We start from the raw sequence: 21,464 nt of genomic DNA on the forward strand, positions 1-21,464 counted from the left end.
GCGGGCGCTTTCGCGTGTTCTCCTCAGCCGTCAGAACGCGGCACGCTGGCCCATGCGGATGAGTCGTCCGTCGTCGGATGCCGACTCCAACGACGCCTCGACCACGCTGAGCACGTGCACGGCCTCGCGCATGGTGGAAAGAAGGGTGGGCTGCCCGTTCACGGCGTCGCGGAACGCCTCGAGCTCGGAGCGCAGGGGCTCGCGCTTCGGGAACGCGAACCGCGTCACGTCGCCCTCGGACACTCCCCGGAAGGTCGAGACGGACTCCCACTCCAGAGCCGCCGTGCCGTTGCGGTGCAGTGTGAGGTCGGCCGTGGCCGTGTCGGCGATGAAAGTTCCCCGCTCTCCCGTCACGACCGTGACGCGCTCCTTCATGGGGCTGAGCCAGTTGATCAGGTGGTTCACCACCGCGCCGTCCTGCAGACGTCCCGAGATGGCGATCATGTCCTCGAACGACCGCCCGCTCTGGAACGCCGTCTGGGCCGACACAGCGGCGTACGACGACTGCGCCACCCATGCGGTGAGGTCGATGTCGTGGGTGGCGAGGTCTTTGGCCACGCCCACGTCGCCGATGCGTGCGGGGAAGGTGCTCTGACGACGCGTGGCGATCTGGTAGACGTCGCCGATCTCGCCCTCTGCCAAGCGGGCCCGCAGCTGCTGGAGCGCGGGGTTGAAGCGCTCGACGTGACCGACGGTGCCCACGAGACCGCGCGCGTCGAACAGGTCGGCCAGGATGCGGCCCTCTTCCGAGCTGTCGGCGATCGGCTTCTCGACCATCACGTGCACGCCGGCCTCGGCCAGCGTCGTGGCCGCCGCCGCGTGGAAGCGTGTGGGGACGGCGACGACGGCGATGTCGAGACCCGCGGATGCCAGGGCCTCGACGTCCGGGAGGACGGGAAGTCCCCCCGCGACCCCGTGCACGTCGCCGGCAGGATCGGCGACGGCGATGAGGTCGATCCCGTCCATCTCACGGAGGAGACGCGCGTGGTGGCGTCCCATCATCCCCAGGCCCAGCAGGCCGGCGCGCAGCGCCGCGGTCATGCGCCCGCTCCCGCCACCGCGACGACCGCCGTCACGATGCGCCCCAGGTCGTCGTCGCTCAGCGAGGGGTGCACGGGGAGCGAGACCACCTCCTGCGCGGCGCGCTCGGTCTCGGGCAGATCGAGACCGGGGGCGAACGAAACCAACGAGGGAAGCCGGTGATTGGGGATCGGGTAGTAGACGCCGCTGCCCACCTGATGCTCCTCGCGGAGGGCCGCGACGAACCCGTCGCGGTCCTCTGGAACGCGCACGGTGTACTGGTGGTAGACGTGATGGACCCCCGCGGCGACGGCGGGGATCTGCACGCCCGTCAGGTGCGTGTCGAGGAACGCGGCGTTGTCGCGCCGCTTCTGCGTCCACGCGTCGACCTTCGTGAGCTGCACACGACCGATCGCCGCGTGCAGGTCGGTCATGCGCGCGTTGAACCCGACGACCTCGTTCTCGTACTGCCGCTCCATGCCCTGGTTGCGCAGGAGGCGCAGCATCCGGGCGACGTCGGATCCGCCGGCGGTGACCATACCCCCCTCGCCGCTGGTCATGTTCTTCGTCGGGTAGAGCGAGAACATCGCGAACGAGCCGAAGGTTCCCACCGGCTGGTCGTTCAGCCGCGCGCCGTGCGCCTGGGCGGCGTCTTCGAACAGCATCAGGCCGTGCCTTTCGGCGAGAGCCGTGAGGCCGACCATGTCGGCCGGATGACCGTAGAGGTGAACGGGCATGATCGCGCGTGTGCGCGGGGTGATCGACGCCTCGACGCTCGCGACGTCGAGGGTGAAGCTCACGGGGTCGATGTCGGCGAACACGGGGGTCGCGCCGGTAAGGGCGACCGAGTTACCGGTCGCGGCGAAGGTGAACGACGGCACGATGACCTCGTCTCCGGGGCCGATGCCGCACGCCAGCAGACCGAGGTGGAGACCCGACGTACCTGAGTTGACCGCGACCGTTTCGCGTCCCTCGACGAAATGCTCGGCGAACTCGCGCTCGAACGCCGCGACCTCGGGACCCTGGGCGATCATGCCGCTGCGCAGCACGCGGTCGACGGCGGCACGCTCGTCCTCGCCGATGAGGGGCTTGGCGGCGGGAATGAGATCAGGCATGGGTTTCCTCCTTGAGAACACCATCGGTCTCGATGAAACGCGCGCCCGTCCGAGGACAGGCCCAGACCTCACCCTGCTTCTCGAGAGGGACGCCGGCGGGCCCGACCCACCCGATACGGCGAGCGGGGACCCCGGCGACGAGCGCGAAGTCGGGGACGTCCTTCGTCACGACGGCACCGGCGGCGACCGTCGCCCAGCGTCCGACGACCACCGGGGCGACGCACGTCGCGCGCGCACCGATCGAGGCGCCCTCGCGCACCGTCACGCCGACCGGCGTCCAGTCGGCCGCCGACTTGGGGCTGCCGTCGGGGTTGATCGCCCGCGGATACGTGTCGTTCGTGAACACCACCGCCGGCCCCACGAAGACGCCTCTCTCCAAGCGCGCCGGTTCGTAGACGAGGGCGTAATTCTGGATCTTGCTTCCGTCCCCGACCACGACACCGGGACCGACGTAGACACCCCGGCCGATCACGCAGTTCACACCGATCGCCGCTCCTTCTCGGATCTGGGCGAGGTGCCAGACCGACGAGCCGGTCCCGATGGAGGCCCCCGTCACATCGGCGGAGGGGTCGATCCGAGGGGGCGTTTCGGCGAGAGAAGAAGGAGTTGCGGAGTGGTGCACGGCGGACCAGCTTATCGGGGTGGGGCGAGAGCTCCCGGAGAAATCACCCGGAGCGAGCGGGAATTCAGGATCGAGTCACACCGGCGAACGAGACGCTGGCGGCCACGGTCCCCACCGTCACGTCCTCGCGCGTCCGGACGGTGAAGAGCGCGCCCTGGGCGAGGCCGTGGCTGCTCGGCTCGCTGACTCCGGCGGCGTTCGCGTTCACGTAGTACTGACCCGCGCCGAGGTTGACCGAAGCGATACGCAGGTCGATCGACACCGGTCCCGTGATCGGGTCGAGACGGTGCTCGAGCATCTCCGTGTTGGATGCCAGCACCATGTGCCCGAGAGGCGTGTCGATGCTGAAGCCGAGCTCCCAGCGTTCGATGGGCTTCATCGAGTCGACGTGCACGCGGATCGTGAGGGGGTCGCCCTCCTGCACGGTCTTGGTGCGGGTGCCGTCGTCGGCGAGGAGTTCGACCCGCTTGACCTGGATGGGATGCACCGTCTGCTCGGGCGGGGCCTCACCGACGCGACGACCCTCGAGCACGTCGCGCAGCGCGCCGATTGCCTCGCGGGTCTCGCCGTCGAAGACCACCGCGCCGTCCTTCAGCACGATGCCTCGGTCGCAGAGCTCGGCCACCTGCTGGGCCGAGTGCGTCACGAGGATGATCGTGCGCCCCTGCTCTCGGAACTCGTTGATGCGGTCCATGCACTTGCGCTGGAAGGTCTCGTCGCCGACGGCGAGCACCTCGTCGACGAGCAGGATGTCGGGGTCGGTGTGGATCGCGACCGAGAACGCGAGGCGCACGTACATCCCCGACGAGTAGAACTTCACCGCGGTGTCGATGAAATCACCGATGCCGCTGAACTCGACGATGTTGTCGAACTCGCGATCGATCTCCTCGCGGGTCATGCCGAGGATCGAGGCGTTCAGGTAGACGTTCTCCCGACCACTCAGGTCGGGGTGGAAGCCCGCGCCGAGCTCGAGCAGGGCGGCCATCCGCCCGCGCGTCTCGATGTACCCGTCCGACGGCGAGAGGATCCCGCCGATCAGCTTGAGCAACGTGCTCTTTCCGGATCCGTTCGCCCCGAGAAGTCCGACGGTGGTTCCGGCCTGGATCGTGAGCGAGACATCGTCCACCGCGACGAAGTCGCGGCGGAAGGACTTCCCCAGACGGCCCAGGTGGACCACGCGGTCTTTCAGGCTGTTGTCTTTGCGCACGCGGAAGTGCTTCGAGACCGAGGTCAGGCGCACGATGTCCGGCGCGACGGTTGCGGTGTCCGACATCACAGCTCCTGAGCGAAGTTGCCCTGCATCCGGGTGAACACCCGGTGCGAGATCACGAGCAGAACCAGACCGACCACCCCGGCGATCAGCATCCGCAGCCCCAACTGGGCGGGGTAGTCCTCGAGCGTCCCCGCGCCCCAGAACGCGCGGTGGAATCCCAGGACGGCGATGGTCAGAGGGTTCGAGGCGTAGACGTCGAGCACCCATTCCGGCAACTGGAACCGAACGATGACGTCCTGCACCATGCGCCACGAGTAGACGATGGGCGATCCCCACATCGCGAGCATCAGCACGACCTCGGTCAGGTACTGGATGTCGCGCAGATAGACGTTCAACGCTGAGAGCAGCAGACCGATGGCGAGACCGTAGATGGTGATCAGGATGACCGACGGGAAGAACCAGAGCATTTCGGCGGGCTCGGGCAGGGCGCGGAACAGCAGAGCCGCCACCACGAGGACGCCGAGCTGCACGAGGAACATGAACCCCGCTCCGCCGATGCTCGCCAGGGGGAAGATCTCACGAGGCAGGTAGATCTTCTTGACCAGTCCGCCGTTCTGCAGGATCGACCCCGTCGCGCCGAACACCATGTCATTGAAGAACACGTACAGCGTCAGACCGGAGAACAGATAGATCGCGAAGTTGTCGATGCCCTCGGCCGCGCGCAAGAACTGCCCCAGCACGATGAAGTACATCAAGAACTGGATGAGCGGACGGATGACGGTCCACAGGAATCCGAGGAAGCTGTCGCGGTAGCGCGCCTGCAGGTCGCGACGCACGAGGAGGTTCAACAGGTCGCGGCGCTTGAGGATCTCGCCGACCTTGCCGAGCCGGCCGGTGGTGCGGCGACCCTTCGCATCGACGACCGCGTACGGCGCTTCGGAGATCCGCGCGAATCGCGCCACGCTCTCCTGGCTCATCGCTGCCATTCTCGCTGTCCCGTCATGAGTTCTTTCGTCGTTTCTTCAGCCCGCGCGCGGCCCGGTCGATCCATCGACCCGGGCTCTTGGTCGGGTCCATCACTCGCCTCATCCGATGCACGGTGCCCATGTGATTCAGGCGCATGTACATCCTGAGGAAGTCTTTTCCGGAGCCGGTGCCCACGAATCCGAGCGCCCGAAGACGATCGATCTTCTCGAAGGCGTATCCCGGAGTCGTTCCGGCCATTTCATCGAGCTTGTAATCGAGCGCCGTGTGGCTGATCGCCGCATAATCGGGTGCGACGATCGTCCGGCTGTGGTAACCCAATTCTCCTGCCGCGTACGACGGCATGCGTTCCAGGATATGTGCCAGCCCCCCGTCCTGGTACGCCTCCACGCCGCCGAAATCGGAGTATTCCCAGGGATGCTCGACGAGCAGACGAAGGGCTTCAGGCCGGGCGAAGAACATCGAGCCGTATGGGGCCAACGGCGACACGTCATCGAGGGGAACACGAATGCCCAGCTTCTCCGCGAGCCGTTCGAAACCGGGCTTGTTCGACCACCAGGCACGACCCAGGGTGGGGTAGCCGATGTGGATCATCGGCGGGAACGCGAGCCCCAGCCCCGGCTCCCGCTGGAAGAGCGCGAGCACACGCGAGGTGTGGTCCTCGTCGTGCAGGAGGTTCAAGAACTGCTGCTCTCGGAAATGCGAGCCGACGTTGTAGCCGTCCTGGGGTGTCTTCTTGCTGTGGAGCTTGACGACGAGGTCGTAATCACCCGACAGCAGGACGTCGCGGCATCCGACGAGGAAGGCGCTCTGGTCGCGGCCGTCGTTCGAGGCGACGACACGCACCTCCACCGATCCGCGCCGACCTGGCAGGGCGGCGATCCGCGACTCGATCCGCCGCGCACGCTCGGCGTCGGGGGTCGTGACGACGAGGTCGTAGGGTCCGGGCACGGTGTTCGCCCGCTCGATCATCTCCTCGGTCATCTCGTCGTAGAAGATGTGGGCGATGACGACCACGCGCAACGCCGCGGTCGGATCGTAGGGGGCGTGGTCCGGGCCCACCACGTCCATGAGTCCGGCGTCGGCGTTCAACACCTTCGGCGCGACGTTGCGCGCAAGATTTGAAAGGGCGATCTCGACGGGATATCCGCCCTCGGCCGCCGCCTCCAGCGCCCACCTCCCGATCACCGCGTGACGGTCGAGGAACGGGGGCCAGTGGAAGAAGGGACGCCGTTTCAGGATCGGGCAGCCGTCTTCGATGAGCGCGCGCGGGGCGAAGAGCGAGGCGTTCACCACCGCATAATCGTCGGACGCGAACGCCGCCTCTCCCACGAATCCGCTGCCGGCGAATGCCGCACGGAAGACGAGTTCGTGGTGGACGACGGCGTCGACGTAGGTGGAGATGTCGGGGAGCTCCGCCCAGTAACGCCGCCACCGCTCGGTCTGGAACATCTCGCGGCGCACCGCGATCCAGAACGACTGGAAGTGATACGGCAGGGTCCCCGAGCCGGTGATGGGGTTATGGTCCTCGGCCGCGTGATCGGTCATCGCCCAGAAGTGCACCGGACGGGCGTTCATGCGGTCGAAGAGGGGCCCGAACGGCCGCACCGGGCCGAACCACGTGTCGTTGGTCAGCACGATCTCGTCGAACTCCGCGACCCGCTCACCGAGACGCGCCAGGGCATCACGCTGCGCACCGATGTCGAAGCCGGCGTTCTCGCGCTCGATGATCTCGTCGACGGCATCGACCAGTCGCGTCCGCCCGGCGTCGGTCAGATCGCCGTTGACCACGGCGATGACGCGGTCGGCGTGCATGCGAAGCGCCGCCAGGGCGTGCAGGACGTAGTCCTCGACCTCTCCGCGGCGGTCGTAGATCGTGTACACGATCAGCCGGCGGCCGCCGTCCGGGAAGGGCAGGGGCGGCGCGATCTCGGTACCGCTCACCGGCGGACTCCCTTCACCAGGGCGCGGCCGGCCGCGGCCCCCGCGCGAACCCGGCGCAGCACCGCACGCGCGCCCTGTCCGAGCGGGTGCATGACGGGGTCGAGGCGCTGGACGACCTTGTTGTGGTTCGTCTTCATGTACATGCGGAAGAAGGCCACCGCGCCCGCGGTGCCCATCCAGCCCGCACGGTGCAGGAACTGGATCTGCTCGATCGGATACCCGGGAAGGTTCACCGCGAGCTGATCGATCTTGTACTCGATCGCGAGGTGGGTGAGGCTCGCGTGTTCGGCGTCCAGCACCGTCCGCACGTGAAGGCCCTGCTCCCCCACCGCGACGGAGACGAGACGCTCCAGAAGCCGCTGCAGATCGGGCACCAGCTCGCGCGATCGATCACGGAAGTCGTCGTAGGTCCAATCCGCCGACAGGTAGGACCGGAGCCCCGCGGGTCGTCCGATCCACATACCGCCGAGCGGGGAAAGGGGGGTGATCCCGTCGAGCGGAACCCGGATGCCGAGATCGTCGGCGACATCTTGACCCATCCCCCGATACCACGACCAGCCCTCACCGGTCGTGGCATAGCCCGTCTCGATGACCGGGGGGAAGACGGCACCGAGCCCCGGCTCGCGCACGAACAGGGCGAGGAGGTTGGCGATGTACGACGGACTTCCCACGAGGTTGTCGCGCATGTACCGGCGGAAGTACTCCGACACCGTGCGTCCTCGGCGGACGGGGAGACGGTCGTGGAGCTTGACGAAGACGTCGTACTGGTCGCTGAGCAGTTCGGCTCGGCATCCGATCAGGAAGGCGCTCATGTCGCGGCCGTTCGGCGACGGGACGACGCGGACCTCGGCCGCGGACACGTTCTGACCATGGGTTGACAGCAGCTCGTCGAGGGCGGGCGCGAGCCCCGCGTCCGACGTGGTGACGATCACGTCGACCGGTGCCGGGAACCAGCTGAGCCGCTCCACGAGCGGGGTGACCGAGGCGATCCCGGTCGCGTGGATGACCACGAGCACGCGCAGGGTCGAGGGATCCTCGGATGCCGTGACCACCGTGCGGGGGAGGATGTCGAGCATCGCCAGATTGGTGTTGATCACCTTCGGCGGAACCGTCCGCGCCAAGTTCTCGAAGATCAGCGCGGTCGGATAGCCGTGGGCCGCGACCTTGTCGAGGATCGCGCGACCGATCACCGCATGACGGTCGAGGAACGGCGGCCAGTGGAAGAACGGGCGGCGCTTGACCAGCGGACATCCGTCGTCGATGAGGAGCGTGGGATTGAACAACGCCGGGTGGTCGGTCGGGTAGTCGGCCGACGCGAAGGCCACCGCCGAGGTGAACCCCGCCTCGGTGAAGGTCTCAGTGAAGATGGTCTCGTGCTTGAGCACCGCGTCGAAGTACGACGGCATCTCGGGGAGATCCCGCCAGTAGCGCTCCCAGCGCTCCGACGTGAACATGCGCCGGCGGACGGCGATCCAGAACGACTGCAGGTGGTACGGCAGAACGCCCTCGCCCGTGAAGGGGTTCGGCTCCTCGCGGGCGTGGTCGGTCATCCCCCAGAAGTCGGCGTCGAGGGCGTCCATGCGGTCGAAGACGGGTCCATACGGACGCACGGGACCGAACCACGTGTCGTTGGTGAGCACGAGCTCGTCGAAGTCCGCCAGTCGCGACCCCATGTGGTCGAGGGCATCCTTGTGCGCCCAGATGTCGAAGCCGACGTTCTTCCGCAGCAGGATCTCGTCCGTCACCGGTTCGAGGCGTCGTCTCGCGTCGTCCGAGAGCTTGCCGTTGATCACCGCGAGGATGTGGGTGGTGCGGTCGCGCATCCCTTCGAGGGCGTGAACCACGTAATCGTCGACACCGCCACGCCGGTCGTACACGACGTAGACGACGAGTCGTCGTCCATCGGAGGGGAAAACCAACGCATGCTCCACTTCAGCCCCCTCGATTCATCCCGCGGTTCTCTCGAATGCGGCAGGGGCCTTGACCGCACGCAGACCAACGGCGAGCTTAGAGGGGGCCGTCGACGCTTCCCTGTGCAAGGGCCTTGAGCAGGTACTGCCCGTATCCGCTCTTGACGAGCGGCTCCGCGCGTTCGCGCAGTTCCTCATCGCTGAGGAACCCCATGCGCCACGCGACCTCTTCAGGGCATCCGATGGACAGCCCCTGGCGCTTCTCGACCGTGCGGATGAACTCGGTCGCCTCGCTGAGCGAGTCGAACGTACCGGTGTCGAGCCACGCGGTGCCGCGTGGGAGCAGCTCGACGCGCAGACGCCCCTGCTCGAGGTAGGTGCGGTTCACGTCGGTGATCTCGAGCTCTCCGCGAGGCGACGGCTTCAGTTCGCGGGCGATCTCGATGACGTCGTTGTCGTAGAAGTAGAGCCCGGGCACGGCGTAATCGCTCTTTGGGACGAGGGGCTTCTCTTCGAGAGAGACCACGCGTCCTTCGCGGTCGAACTCCACGACGCCGTAGGCGGTCGGATCGGCGACGCGGTATCCGAAGACGACCCCGCCGTCGAGATCGGTGTACTGGCGCAGACGCGTACCCATGCCCTGCCCGTAGAAGATGTTGTCGCCCAACACGAGAGCGACCGACTCGGAGCCGATGTGCTCCTCGCCGAGAAGAAAGGCCTGCGCGAGGCCGTCGGGCGAGGGCTGAACGCGGTAGGTCAACGAGATGCCGAAACGCGAGCCGTCGCCGAGCAGGCGCTGGAATTGCTCGGAATCCTGCGGGGTGGTGATGATGAGGATGTCGCGGATGCCGGCGAGGATCAGCGTCGACAGCGGATAGTAGATCATCGGCTTGTCGTAGACCGGCACCAGTTGCTTCGAGATGCCCAACGTGATCGGGTGAAGTCGCGAGCCCGTGCCGCCCGCCAGAATGATTCCGCGCATGGGGTCAAGTTTCCCTCATCGCGGCACCCACGCCAATCCAGCGGGGACGGGGGCCGAACAGCAACCCAGCTACCCTATGGACCATGAGTCGTCTTCTCGTGACCGGTGGCGCCGGTTTCATCGGTTCCAACTTCGTGCACCACGTCATCGCGCACACCGACCACACGGTGACGGTGCTCGACAAGCTCACCTACGCGGGCAACCGCGCGTCGCTCGAGGGCCTCCCCGAGGACCGCGTGCGTCTCGTCGTCGGCGACATCGCCGACGCGGCCGTCGTCGACCCGCTGGTGGCTGAGGCCGACGCCGTGGTGCACTACGCCGCCGAGTCGCACAACGACAACTCGCTGCACGACCCGCGCCCCTTCCTCGACACCAACATCATCGGCACGTACACGCTGCTCGAAGCCGCGCGCCGTCACGACGTGCGCTTCCACCACATCTCGACCGACGAGGTGTACGGCGATCTCGAGCTCGACGATCCGGCGCGCTTCACCGAGTCGACGCCCTACAACCCGTCATCGCCGTACTCGTCGACGAAAGCCGGGTCCGACCTCCTCGTGCGCGCGTGGGTGCGCTCCTTCGGCGTTCGCGCCACGATCAGCAACTGCTCGAACAACTACGGCCCCTACCAGCACGTCGAGAAGTTCATCCCCCGCCAGATCACCAACGTCATCCGCGGAATTCGCCCGAAGCTCTACGGCACCGGGGAGAACGTGCGTGACTGGATCCACGCCGACGACCACTCCTCGGCCGTGCTCACGATCCTCGACAAGGGCGAGATCGGCGAGACCTATCTCATCGGCGCGGACGGCGAAAAAGACAACAAGAGCGTCGTCGAACTGATTCTGCAGATCGCCGGTCAGCCCACCGACGCGTACGATCTCGTCACCGACCGGCCCGGCCACGACCTGCGCTACGCCATCGACTCCACCAAGCTGCGAACCGAGCTCGGCTGGACGCCGACGTACGGCGACTTCGAGTCCGGACTCGCGGCCACCATCCAGTGGTATCGCGACAACGAGGCCTGGTGGGCACCGTCGAAGGACGGCGTCGAAGCCTTCTACGCCAGCAAGGGACAGTGACCGCCGTGTCGATCGATTTCGGCAAGGCGCTGTCGGTGCGCGAAACGCCCATCCCCGGGCTCGTCGTGCTGGATCTCCCCGTCCACGGCGACGCGCGCGGATGGTTCAAAGAGAACTGGCAGCGCGAGAAGATGACCGCCGCGGGTGTCGACCTGCCCGACTTCGGTCCGGTGCAGAACAACATCTCGTTCAACGACGCGGTGGGCACGACCCGCGGCATCCACGCCGAACCGTGGGACAAGTACGTGTCGGTCGCGACCGGACGGATCTTCGGCGCGTGGGTCGACCTTCGCGAGGGCGACTCGTTCGGTGCGGTCTTCACGACGGAGCTCGACCCGTCGACGGCGATCTTCGTCCCGCGAGGCGTCGGCAACTCGTACCAGACCCTCGAACCCGACACCGCGTACACGTACCTCGTGAACGACCACTGGTCGCCCGACGCCACCTACACCTTCCTCAACCTCGCCGACGAGACCGCCGCGATCGACTGGCCGATCCCGCTCGACGACGTGGAGATCAGCGCGAAGGACAAGAACCACCCGCGTCTCGCCGACGTCGTGCCGATGCCCCCGAAGAAGATCCTCGTGACCGGGGCCAACGGCCAGCTCGGCCGGGCCCTGCGCGAGGAGTTCGGCGACCACCCGTGGATCGAGTACGCCACGCGCGCCGACCTCGACCTGACCTCGCCGGATCTGGATGCCGCGCGCCGCTGGCGCGACTACGGCACGATCGTCAATGCCGCCGCGTACACCAAGGTCGATGTCGCCGAGACGCCCGAGGGCCGCACCGAGGCCTGGGCGGCGAACGTCACGGCCGTGGCCGCGTTGGCCCGTATCGCGACGGCCAATGGGATCACGCTGGTGCACGTCTCGAGCGACTACGTCTTCGACGGATCGAAAGAGGGCGCGTACGCGACGACCGACCCGGTGTCGCCCGTAGGCGTCTACGGGCAGACGAAGGCCGCGGGCGACGCGATCGTCTCCGCGGTTCCGCGGCACTACATCCTGCGGACGAGCTGGGTCATCGGCGAGGGCAACAACTTCGTCCGCACGATGGCGTCGCTCGCCGAACGCGGTGTCGATCCTCGCGTCGTGAACGATCAGCGAGGACGCCTGACCTTCACGACCGACCTCGCCGCCACGGTGCGCGCGCTGCTCGAGACGGGAGCACCCTCCGGCGTCTACAACGTGACCGGAGCCGGCGATCCCACGACGTGGTACGACATCGCACGCGACGTCTTCGAGCTCACCGGCCACGACCCCTCCCGCGTCACGGGGGTCAGCACCGAGGAGTATTTCGCCGCGGCGACGGCACCCGTCGCGCCCCGGCCGTCGAACAGCGTTCTCGAGCTGGCCGACCACGGCCCCGTCGTCACCGCTCCGGCGCGCGAGCGCCTGCGCTCCTACCTGTCGGCGTGACAGGATCCGTGCGGGGGCGGCCGTCCGCCCCCGCACGGATCACTTGACGACCTCGTAGATGTGCATCGTCGTCGGGCCTTCCTGGACGGTGTCCGACAGCGTGACGCACGCCGAGTCGATCGGAGCTTCGCTCAACACCCACGTGACGTGTTCGCGCGCGAAGGGCGCGCAGGCGTCGAAGGTCATCTGCACCTGATCGGGATACGGGTTGCGCGGCGACGGGTCGCCCGTGCCCAGGACCCAGGACACCATCCCCAGACGGTTCCATCGCTCTTCGGCGGCACCGGTCGGGTCGATCTCCGACCACATCTCGCGGGACGGCGCACCCTGGAACCCGTTCAACGCCGTGACGCCCGACTCGACGAGCATCATGGTGGGGAGCTGGCTCGATGTGATGCCGACCCATGTGCCCGGTTCTTCTTCGTCGCGCTGCTGGATCGCATGCACCGTCGCCGTGTCCCTCAGGTCGAGCACACCCCGGTAGAGCGGGTTGACACCCAGCCCGGCCAGGAGGGACACCACCAGCAGACCGATGGCACCGGTGGTCATCCCTCCGCGGGCGATGGCGACGACGGATGCCACGAGCAGCAGCGCCGAAATGACGCCGACCGCGACGGCCGACGGTTCGATCCCGTCGAAGTGCACGTCCAGCCCGGTCTCACGGTGGATGCGCCACAGCACGACCGCCATCGACGCGAGGGCGACGGCGGCGGTGGCGCCGGCGACCCACCACGGAGGCCGCCCGGCCCGGCGCGCGCGACGTTCGTCGATCTCGCGACCGACGACGAGGACGAGGACGAAGCTGAGCACGCCGAAGCCGATGCGGATTCGCGGCGAGGTCGTGCGATCGAGGAAGAGGAGGTGGGCGATGGCATCCCACCCCGGAACGATCAGGAAAGCGAGCATCACCGCTCCCACGACCAGGAGCGCGATCGTCACGGGATCCAGCCGTCGTGACGCCCGCCACCGGACGACGAGCAACCAGACGACGGCGACGATGAGCAGGATGCCCGGCAGGAAGAAGGTCGACGCTTCCGACATGTTCACGGCGAACGGCAGGCCCGCGGTGCGGCCCAGATCGAACGAGAGGAACCCCCAGAACAATTGGGCGGTTTCCGACCAGCCGCCCTCGCCGACCTTCTGCAGCCGCTCCCCCGGGTACACGGTGGACGTGAAGCCCTGGATGGTGGACCACCGGGTGACGAGCCAGATCAGCGTCACCAACACCGCGGCGGCACCGCCGACGAGCAGGGGGACGAGCCGGCGGACGCGGACACCGAAGGACTCGGCCTGCGGCACGGGGGTGAGGACGACACCGACGACGAACGCCGCCGAGACGAGCACCACGGGCACGATGAACGGGGCGTACACGCCGACGGCCATGGCTGCAGTCGTCCACGCGGTGAGCGCCGACAGCACCCACGCTCCGACGCGTCTGCTCGATCGCACGCACCACATCGCCGTGGCCATGACCAGGAACGCCCATGCCGCCGGATACAGGGTCGTCGACAGGTACCACCACTGGAAGAACGGGGCGAAGAAGAATCCGACCGAGAGAGCCGCCGCGGCCACGGGCCGGCGGGGCATCAGCACGACCGCGAGAAGGTACCCCGCGCCGATGACCGCGAACCCGGGTAGCCACCATTTCAGTGCCATCGCCTGATCGAGAGGGAGGAAGAAGAAGCCCCACAGGTGCGGACGCAGCACCGTCGACCAGTCGGTCGTGGGCAGGTCGTTCTGCACGGTGGCATCCATGCCGCCGGGGAAGGTCTCGTTCCGGGCGGGGAGATCCTGCTCCACCTGCGAGATCACCCACGAGGTCTGCACGAACCACTCGTCGCTGCGGATCGCTTCCGGCTCTCCCGCGATGAGGGCCGGGTCGTCTCCCTGGCTGATCAGGTCGTGGACGATCCCCGTCGACGAGCCGGTGAGTCCCAGCGCGACGAACGCCACCAACACCACGCCCAGCAGCCCGAGGGGAAGGCCGACCACGGCCCGGTTGGGCAGCCCGTCGGGACGCGGGGTGGTCCAGCGGGCGTATCGATCGCGCAGCGCGCTCAGGGAGGAGGTGTGTGTCACGGAGCAGGTCTCTCTCGAAAAGGCCGACCCTCCAGTGTCGGGCATCGACCTGTGCGTCGCGCGCAGACCCGCACTGCGGCGGACCCGGATCAGCGGATCTGCGCCATCACGTCCCACCCGATGCCGGCACGGAACCGATCTCCCTGCCACCCGCCTCCGCCGTCGCCGCGGTAGAGGTAGAGGTCGCCGTTCGAGGCGCGGCCGAGGACGTCGGGGCCACCGTTCCCATCGAAGTTGCCCGGGCTGAAGACCGTCTTGAAGACGTTCCAGCCGGTTCCGATCTGGCGGATGGACCCCCAACTGCCCCGTCCGTTCGTCCCGTACAACCACAGGGTGCCGTCCGTCTTGCGCGCGATGAAGTCGTTGATGCTGTCGCCGTCGACGTCACCGGCCGCGGAGAGCGAATTGATGACGTTCCATCCCACCCCGATGACCTCGCCCTGACCGGTGAGCCAACCGCCCATCCCGTCGCCGCGGTAGAGCCGCAGGGCGCCGGTGGCATCGCGAGCGACAACATCGACCCGCCGATCACCGTCGAAATCGATACCGCCGGTCACCAGGCCGAAGCCGCTCCACCCACTGCCGATCGTGGTTGCGGAGGCGAAGGTGCCGTCTCCCTTGCCCCGCAGGAGCTGGAACGTCCCATCCGAGGTGATGCGCCCCAGATCGGCACGCCCGTCGCCGTCGAAGTCGCCGAGCGGGACGACCGTCGCCGAGCCCCACTTGGCCTGCACCTGGATCGGGCCGAGCCACCCACCGGACCCGTTGCCCGGGTACACGCTCATCACGCCCTTGTTCGATACGGCAACGACGTCGCTCGCCCCATCGCCCGTGAGGTCTCCGGCGCCGCCCGGGAAGGACTTGCGCCATCCGGGCTTGGGTCCCTCGCTGGTCACGACGCTCATCACCGACCATCCGCTGCCCACGGGCGTGGACACGCGACCGAACGTGCCGCCGTCGCCGCGCGTGTAGGCCCACATCACGCCGGACCGGTCGACCGCCAAGATGTCCGTGCGGCCGTTCCCCGTGAAGTCGCCCGGTGCGAGGATGGACCGCATCGTGTCCCAGCCGCCGCCCAGATAGTCCCGCCCGTCTCGAAAGCCGCCCGAGCCGTCGCCGCGATAGACCCAGAGAGCACCGGAGGCGTCACGCGCGAGGATGTCGGGGGTGCCGTCACCGGAGATGTCCGCGCCGCCGACGAGCGCGGTGAACCCCGTCCATCCGCTGCCCACCTGCCGCGGGGCGGCGAACGTCCCGTAACCCGTGCCCTTCCAGAGCAGCAGCAGGCCGGCCTTGGTGGTCGTATAGACGTCGGGGACCCCGTCGCCGTCGGCATCGCCCGCGGCCGTGATCAGCGCGGCGTCCGACCAGTCGACGCCGATGCGCTTCGCGGGGAGATCGCCGTCGCGCGATTGCAACGGGCGGAGCCACACCTTCTTCGACGAATCGAGGACGATCATGTCGCGGCGGCCGTCACCGTCGAAATCGCCCATCGAGAGCACCCGATCCGACTTCGACAGCCCCCCGGCCGTCTGCACGCGGTCACCCCACGTGCTGCTCTTGAAGGGGTAGGAGACGACGTTGCCCGACGGGTCCACCGCGACGACCGAGGAGTCCACGCCGTAGGTCGGCCGGGGCGGTGTGTACCGGGTCGTCCCGAACCAGTCCGTGAACGTCCGCCAGAAGTTGCGGTTGCCGTAGGCCGAGCAGCGGTCTCCGGTGCCGTACAGGTTGTTGAGGGCGGCCTGGTTCGGCACGTACGGCGTGTAGATGTACAGGCCCGCGGTGGCCGCATTCTCGATGAAGACACGCTGCGTGCCGCAGCTGCTGTCGGGGTTGTAGAGGATGTTGTTCCACCGACCCTGCTGGTAACCCCACCAGGTCGGGTTGAGACGGTAGACCTCGAACTGCCGCGCGCCGTAATAGACCTGGTAGAAGAAGCCCGAGGTCGACGGATCGCACGGAGCCGTGTCGGGGCATCCCTGGCCCGTGGCCGCTTGGTAGTTCCAGTCCGACGGCGCCGTCGACGTGATCAGGCCCTGTTCCTTCTGCAGGAGGACGAGAAGCGCCTTCTGACTGATCCCGCAGGAACGCGCGACCTTGTCGATGATGGTCGACGCGCTCTCGTTGGGCCGTCCCTGGTAGCCGTTGCAGTACTTGTCCGCGGGCCGGTCGTCGGTGTTCTGCCGATAGTCCTTGATGCAGGTGTAGCCCGACCGGCAGGACGGCACCTGGCGCTCCATGAATGCCTGGATATCGTTGGAGCTCATCGCGTCACCGTTGTAGAACACGGCGTCATCGATGATGTTGCCCGCGTTCCAGTCCGAGGCGTTGGCGGCCGCGGCGGAGTCGACGGGAGCGACCGTAGCCGGCAGCGCCACGGGCACCGCGACCAGGACGGCGATCGCGCAGGCCCAGGCCGCGATGACCGCCGCAACGCTGCGGCGGCGCGAGCGCGCCGTCACTGACCGGTCTCGATCGTCGCGGTCGCCGAGAACGCGCGCAGTTGCGGCGACTCGTAGCCGACGTGGAAGGCCACCTCGGTTGCGCCGTCGGTGATGGGCAGCGACATCAGCCCGCAGTACGTGACGCCCTTGCCCTCGGTGGCCGTCACCGAGACGGTCTCGTCGGTGTCGTTGCGCGTCAACGTGCACGTCCCGCCCGACTCGGCGACCCCCGGCACCATCGCCGTGACCTCGAGTGATCCCTCGCGCACCTCCGACGTCACCACGAGGATCTCGCCGTTGTAGGGCGTGTTCGGTGTAGCGCTCTCGCTCGGCGTCGGATCGGGCGTCTGCGTGGCCGTGGGCGCGGGCGACATGGTCGACGAAGAGGACAGGGAGGGGCTGGGTGAGGGAGCCGCCCCGCGGATCGGCGTCGCGCAGGCCGACAGCGACAGGGCTCCGACGAGGAGGAGCAGAGCGGGCAGCGCGACACGCGCGCGCCTCGAGCGAGACGGGACAACGGTGTCGTGGCGGGGGTTCACGCGTTCATTATGCGGGGCGCGGAGTCCGAATCGCGGTATTGTCCGCGATCGGTAGACGCCCGTTATCGACGTCCGAACCGGCGACGAAGCCCACGGACGCGCGAGAGAAGGGGCTGATGCGCGTCGATCTCGCGACGGACGTCCTCGCGCAGCTCGGCCCTCAGACGGTCGACGGCCGCGTCGACATGCGCGGCTAGCTGCGTGTGGAGGGACGAGAGGTACAGCGGCAGCCCGGGGCCCTCGCGCTGTACCCACTCGGCGAGAGCGCGGTCGCGCACCACCGCGTCGTCGCGCGCGTGCTCGGCCGCGAGACCGAACATGCTGTTCGCGTCCAGACCGACCGAGTCGGGCCGCTGCGTCCAGAACGCGAGCGGCTCCCCCGCGAGGAACCCGATCTCGTGCTCGCGCAGGATCCGCAGATACAGATCCCAGTCCTCGACGGCATCCAGGGTCTCGTCGTACCAGCCGACCTCGTCGTGCAGGCGGCGACGATAGACGACCGAGATGGGAACGGCCCGGTTCACGCTCATCATCTCGCCGAGCGAGATCCGGCTCATGCCCGCCCAGAACGGGGCTCGACCGACCTCGATCCACGTCCCGCCGCGGTTCTCCTCGTACACGATCTCGGTCGCGGCCGACACCGCGCCGTGCGCGGGGTGCGCGTCGAGCCACGCGACCGTGCGCTCGAGGAAGGCGGGATGCCAGCGGTCGTCGTCGTCGTGGAGAACGACGTACTCCGTGTCGAGGGCGCGCACTCCCGTGTTCGCCGCGATGCAGCGCCCACCCTCGCCCGCGGGGATGTGGATCACCTCGGCGCGCTCGCCGAGCCCCGCCGTCTCGACGACGGCGTCGACCTCGGCCGCGTCACCGCCGTCGTTGACGACGATCAGCCGCCAGTCCTCGAACCGCTGGGCGGCGATGTCGCCGAGGGCCCGGCGGAGGAACGCCGGGCGGTGACGGGTGCGGATGACGATCCCGGCGCGTGCAGGCATGCGTCCGAGCATAGGGGCCGGAGAGTGCCGAGACGCGGCACCGGGCCGGTCTCAGAGTTCGGCGTGCAGCGCCCAGATCCGGTCGGCGCAGGCCTCCCACGCGAAGCCCTTGGCGCGGTCGCCGGCGAGCACGCGCAGCCGTGCGCCGTCGTCCCCGAGGGCCCTCTCCAACGCGCCCCCGAGGGCGTCCGCGGGGGCGAGCGCCGCGGCATCCGCCAGTACTTCCCGGTGGACGGGGGTGTCGACCGCGACGATCGGGATGCCGACGGCCAGGGCGTCCACGGCGCGCCAGGGCCAGTCCGTCCGTGCGCACCCGGTCACGAACGCGGCGGCGTGCGAGAGCACCGCGGCGCGGTCCCACTGGTCGAGCGAACCGCGGGCGTGAACGCGCGCCTCGGCGATGCCCGCGGCGGCGGCGAGCTCCACGACGGCGGGCTCCTCCCCCTCGGGCACGTCGAGGACGACGACGTCGCCGTCCCACCCAGCGGCGGTGACGGCGGCGAATGCGTCGGCGACTCCGTCGGACGGGGCGCGGCCACCCGCGAGCGCGAGGAACGATGTCGGAAGCTCGAGGGCGCGCAGGCGTCCCACCGCGTCGGACGGGACGCGCATGCCGGCGGCGGGGGCTCCCCCAATCACGCGGACCTTCGCCACGAGCTTGGACTTGGCCACTTCTCCCAGCCGCGCGGCCATTGCGTGGGTCGGGACGACCACGGCGTCGGCGTGCTTCGTCACGCGGGAGAGCAGCGCGCGCGAGGCGAGCGCCTCGGCGCGGGGCAGTTCGTCGGGCGCTTCCCACGCGCGCAGGTCCCACAGGGTCACCACGATCTGGTGCGTCTCGTTGACGCGGTCGTGGCGCACAAGCGGGGCAAGAGCGGTCGGCGAGTGGATCAGTCCCTTCCCGACGCCGGGGGCGACCCCGAGCTGCCAGGATGCCGCGAGCTCGCGCCGTCGCATGCTGAGGCGCGTCTCGGCCGACAGGCCGGTCACCCCGGCGTCATCGCCGAGCCCGGGTGCGGGAACGATGCTCGCGACATCGCAGCCGCGCGGGGCGGTGTCGACGAGAGCCTGAGCCAAGGAGGCCGACGCCTCGGCGAGATCGCGGGACGTGGGGGCGACGAGCTGATCCAGCACGACGCGCAGCGTGACGGTCACGGGGAGGGCGCCGCCGTCTCGGTGGGCGGATGCAGCTTGTCGTGGACGATCTGCTGGACCTGGGCGTAGTCGGGGTCGAACTCGTCGATCCCGCCCTCCGGCGTCAGCTCGATGGTCGAGACGGGCTGGTCCTTGGCCTTGAGGGCGAGATCGACCAGCGTGGGGGCGATCAGGCTCTGGGGAAGGTCGGTCTCGACGGTGTTGGTCCCGGCCGCCGCGACCTCTTGGAAGTGCGTGAGGACGTTCTGAGGGGTGAACTGCGCGAGGATCGCCTCCTGCAGCTGCCGCTGACGCCGCATCCGGTCGAAGTCGCTCGTGGTGTACCGCGAACGCGCGTACCACTGCGCCGTGTCGCCGTCCATGTGCTGTGCACCCGGTTCGATCCACCCGAATGCCCAGTCGTCGACGGGCTGCCCGTCGTAGGCGGGGCCGCCCTTCGGGAGTCGCTCGTCGACCGTGATGTCGACGCCGCCGAGGGCGTCCACCACGTCGGCGAACCCCTTCATGTCGAGGAGCACGTAGTACGGGATCTGGATGCCGAGGATGCCCTCGGCCGCGTCCTTGGTGGCCTCGATGCCCGGCTCGGACCCCCGTGACTCGGCATCCGGGTACAGGGCTTTGCCGTCCTGACAGACTTCGACCTCGGTGCGCAGCTGGTTGATGCCGCTGCCCCACCCGCAGTCCGGGTCGAACTTGCCCTCGTGGCCGTTCGGGTACTTGTCCTGCATCGGACCAGGCGCGAAGGGGAAATGGGGCATGTCGCGCGGGATGCCGGTGATCGTGACGGCACCCGTGGAGGCGTTGATGGAGACCACCGAGATGCTGTCGAAGCGCATCGAGTCGCGCCCTTCGCCGGAGTCGCCGCCGAGCAGCAGGATGTTGTAGTACCCGTCGGAGGGCGGGACGACGGGGGCGGACTGAGCGAAGATCTCGGCGATTGTGTCGCGGGTCGTCCCCGCGGTCTGCACCGCCCACCCCGCCCCGGCCACGAGCATGCTGGTGAGGCCGATCGAGACGATCGCGATGCCGAATCGCGCGAGCGGGCCGGTCCGGACGAGGCGGACGAGGCGGAGCGTGTCGATGGTCAACACGATCCACAGCACGGCGTACCCCACGAGCAGCGCTTGCACGATCGTGAGCGGAACCCAGCGGAACCACGACAAGAAGTCGGGGATGAACGATCCGGTCGCCAGGGCGAACAGGCTGCTCGGCGCCAGCAGGGCACCGAGAGCGACGAGCACGAGTCCGACCCACAGTGCCAGGGTCGCGGCGAGGCCGAAGCGCCCGAGACGCCTGTTGCCTGCGAGCACCTGAGCGGAGCCCGGGATGAGGAGGTTCGCGACGACGAGCCACCAACCGCGCCGGGTCATGACCGCGGTGGATCCGAGATCGGGGTTGCGCAGCGGACGCTGTTCCACCAGCGGCGAGCGCGACGACGCGCGCGGGGGCGCGAGGGTCATAGCGACTCCTTGAGCCGTCGGTTCTTGTCTTCGACCTGACTCTCGAGGTCGCGGGCGTATGCCTCGATCCGATCCGCGATCTCGGCGTCCGCCGACCCGAGGATGCGTGCGGCGAGGAGCCCCGCGTTCTTCGCCCCGTTGATCGACACCGTGGCGACCGGGATCCCCGCCGGCATCTGGACGATGCTCAGCAGCGAGTCCAGCCCGTCGAGGGTGGCCAGCTGGACGGGCACGCCGATCACGGGAAGAGCGGTGACGGATGCCAACATGCCGGGCAGGTGAGCGGCTCCCCCGGCACCGGCGATGATCGCCCGAAGCCCGCGGCTCCGGGCCTCGCGGCCGTACCGCACGAGCTTGTCGGGCGTGCGGTGGGCCGAGACGACCTCCACCTCGTGCGGGATGCCGAACTCGCTCAGTACCTCGGAGGCGGCGTTCATCACGCGCCAATCCGAGTCGGAGCCCATGACGACGCCGACCACGGGCGTCTCGGAGGAATGCAGCG

The 21,464-nt window shown here is 68.5% G+C and carries 17 protein-coding genes; 2 read left to right on the forward strand and 15 right to left on the reverse strand.

Annotation, left to right across the window (positions count from 1 at the left end; all coding sequences use genetic code 11):
- Positions 1-30: 30 nt before the first annotated feature.
- From AB0O24_RS06165 to rfbA, 8 genes are all read right to left on the reverse strand, one after another.
- Positions 31-1,041 carry a Gfo/Idh/MocA family oxidoreductase gene (locus AB0O24_RS06165; protein WP_363373383.1) on the reverse strand — a complete coding sequence of 337 codons (1,011 nt, stop codon included), beginning with the start codon at positions 1,039-1,041 and terminating at the stop codon, positions 31-33.
- On the reverse strand, positions 1,038-2,135 hold the full coding sequence (locus tag AB0O24_RS06170) for a DegT/DnrJ/EryC1/StrS family aminotransferase (protein WP_363373385.1): 1,098 nt from the start codon (positions 2,133-2,135) through the stop codon (positions 1,038-1,040). The genes AB0O24_RS06165 and AB0O24_RS06170 overlap by 4 nt, the downstream gene beginning before the upstream one ends.
- Positions 2,128-2,757, reverse strand: coding sequence for an acyltransferase (locus tag AB0O24_RS06175; protein ID WP_363373387.1), 630 nt, complete (start codon positions 2,755-2,757; stop codon positions 2,128-2,130). Before AB0O24_RS06175 ends, AB0O24_RS06170 begins: the two co-directional genes overlap by 8 nt.
- Positions 2,758-2,821: 64 nt before the next feature.
- Positions 2,822-4,030 carry an ABC transporter ATP-binding protein gene (locus AB0O24_RS06180; RefSeq protein WP_363373389.1) on the reverse strand — a complete coding sequence of 403 codons (1,209 nt, stop codon included), beginning with the start codon at positions 4,028-4,030 and terminating at the stop codon, positions 2,822-2,824.
- Positions 4,030-4,947 (reverse strand): ABC transporter permease, encoded by a 918-nt coding sequence (locus AB0O24_RS06185; RefSeq protein WP_307382311.1) that lies wholly within the window; start codon positions 4,945-4,947, stop codon positions 4,030-4,032. The genes AB0O24_RS06180 and AB0O24_RS06185 overlap by 1 nt, the downstream gene beginning before the upstream one ends.
- Before the next feature lie 22 nt (positions 4,948-4,969).
- Positions 4,970-6,898 carry a rhamnan synthesis F family protein gene (locus AB0O24_RS06190; protein ID WP_363373393.1) on the reverse strand — a complete coding sequence of 643 codons (1,929 nt, stop codon included), beginning with the start codon at positions 6,896-6,898 and terminating at the stop codon, positions 4,970-4,972.
- Positions 6,895-8,817, reverse strand: coding sequence for a rhamnan synthesis F family protein (locus AB0O24_RS06195; RefSeq protein WP_363373396.1), 1,923 nt, complete (start codon positions 8,815-8,817; stop codon positions 6,895-6,897). Before AB0O24_RS06195 ends, AB0O24_RS06190 begins: the two co-directional genes overlap by 4 nt.
- Positions 8,818-8,905: 88 nt before the next feature.
- Positions 8,906-9,790 carry a glucose-1-phosphate thymidylyltransferase RfbA gene (gene rfbA, locus AB0O24_RS06200; RefSeq protein ID WP_307382317.1) on the reverse strand — a complete coding sequence of 295 codons (885 nt, stop codon included), beginning with the start codon at positions 9,788-9,790 and terminating at the stop codon, positions 8,906-8,908.
- Between the two features lie 83 nt (positions 9,791-9,873).
- Between rfbA and rfbB the strand changes: the two genes are divergently transcribed.
- Positions 9,874-10,872: a dTDP-glucose 4,6-dehydratase gene (gene rfbB / locus AB0O24_RS06205; RefSeq protein ID WP_363373400.1), complete on the forward strand. Its 999-nt coding sequence runs from the start codon at positions 9,874-9,876 to the stop codon at positions 10,870-10,872.
- 5 nt (positions 10,873-10,877) lie between these two features.
- Positions 10,878-12,290 (forward strand): bifunctional dTDP-4-dehydrorhamnose 3,5-epimerase family protein/NAD(P)-dependent oxidoreductase, encoded by a 1,413-nt coding sequence (locus tag AB0O24_RS06210; RefSeq protein WP_363373402.1) that lies wholly within the window; start codon positions 10,878-10,880, stop codon positions 12,288-12,290.
- A gap of 39 nt (positions 12,291-12,329) precedes the next feature.
- Here AB0O24_RS06210 and AB0O24_RS06215 read toward each other — a convergent pair whose 3' ends face one another.
- The 7 genes from AB0O24_RS06215 to purE all read right to left on the reverse strand — a co-directional run bounded on the left by AB0O24_RS06215 (position 12,330) and on the right by purE (position 21,426).
- Entirely contained in the window at positions 12,330-14,369 is a 2,040-nt protein-coding gene (locus AB0O24_RS06215; RefSeq protein WP_363373405.1) for a hypothetical protein, read from the reverse strand.
- A gap of 89 nt (positions 14,370-14,458) precedes the next feature.
- Positions 14,459-16,834 (reverse strand): VCBS repeat-containing protein, encoded by a 2,376-nt coding sequence (locus AB0O24_RS06220; RefSeq protein ID WP_363373408.1) that lies wholly within the window; start codon positions 16,832-16,834, stop codon positions 14,459-14,461.
- On the reverse strand, positions 16,831-17,355 hold the full coding sequence (locus tag AB0O24_RS06225; RefSeq protein WP_307382329.1) for a hypothetical protein: 525 nt from the start codon (positions 17,353-17,355) through the stop codon (positions 16,831-16,833). The genes AB0O24_RS06220 and AB0O24_RS06225 overlap by 4 nt, the downstream gene beginning before the upstream one ends.
- Before the next feature lie 62 nt (positions 17,356-17,417).
- Complete coding sequence (locus AB0O24_RS06230; protein WP_363373411.1) at positions 17,418-18,347, reverse strand: glycosyltransferase family A protein; 930 nt, start codon at positions 18,345-18,347, stop codon at positions 17,418-17,420.
- A 51-nt stretch (positions 18,348-18,398) separates the two neighbouring features.
- On the reverse strand, positions 18,399-19,502 hold the full coding sequence (locus tag AB0O24_RS06235) for a glycosyl transferase (RefSeq protein WP_307382334.1): 1,104 nt from the start codon (positions 19,500-19,502) through the stop codon (positions 18,399-18,401).
- Positions 19,499-20,962: an LCP family protein gene (locus tag AB0O24_RS06240; RefSeq protein WP_363373415.1), complete on the reverse strand. Its 1,464-nt coding sequence runs from the start codon at positions 20,960-20,962 to the stop codon at positions 19,499-19,501. The genes AB0O24_RS06235 and AB0O24_RS06240 overlap by 4 nt, the downstream gene beginning before the upstream one ends.
- Positions 20,959-21,426 carry a 5-(carboxyamino)imidazole ribonucleotide mutase gene (purE, locus tag AB0O24_RS06245; RefSeq protein ID WP_275797949.1) on the reverse strand — a complete coding sequence of 156 codons (468 nt, stop codon included), beginning with the start codon at positions 21,424-21,426 and terminating at the stop codon, positions 20,959-20,961. Before purE ends, AB0O24_RS06240 begins: the two co-directional genes overlap by 4 nt.
- Between the last annotated feature and the right edge of the window lie 38 nt (positions 21,427-21,464).

Source organism: Microbacterium sp. NPDC086615, assembly GCF_040686055.1.
Taxonomy (GTDB): domain Bacteria; phylum Actinomycetota; class Actinomycetes; order Actinomycetales; family Microbacteriaceae; genus Microbacterium.

Coding starts and splice junctions, on each gene's coding strand:
- AB0O24_RS06165 (WP_363373383.1), bottom strand. CDS start 1,041: ATGACCGCGGCGCTGCGCGCCGGCCTGCTGGGCCTGGGGATGATGGGA.
- AB0O24_RS06170 (WP_363373385.1), bottom strand. CDS start 2,135: ATGCCTGATCTCATTCCCGCCGCCAAGCCCCTCATCGGCGAGGACGAG.
- AB0O24_RS06180 (WP_363373389.1), bottom strand. CDS start 4,030: ATGTCGGACACCGCAACCGTCGCGCCGGACATCGTGCGCCTGACCTCG.
- AB0O24_RS06185 (WP_307382311.1), bottom strand. CDS start 4,947: ATGAGCCAGGAGAGCGTGGCGCGATTCGCGCGGATCTCCGAAGCGCCG.
- rfbA (WP_307382317.1), bottom strand. CDS start 9,790: ATGCGCGGAATCATTCTGGCGGGCGGCACGGGCTCGCGACTTCACCCG.
- rfbB (WP_363373400.1), top strand. CDS start 9,874: ATGAGTCGTCTTCTCGTGACCGGTGGCGCCGGTTTCATCGGTTCCAAC.
- AB0O24_RS06230 (WP_363373411.1), bottom strand. CDS start 18,347: ATGCCTGCACGCGCCGGGATCGTCATCCGCACCCGTCACCGCCCGGCG.
- AB0O24_RS06240 (WP_363373415.1), bottom strand. CDS start 20,962: ATGACCCTCGCGCCCCCGCGCGCGTCGTCGCGCTCGCCGCTGGTGGAA.
- purE (WP_275797949.1), bottom strand. CDS start 21,426: ATGGGCTCCGACTCGGATTGGCGCGTGATGAACGCCGCCTCCGAGGTA.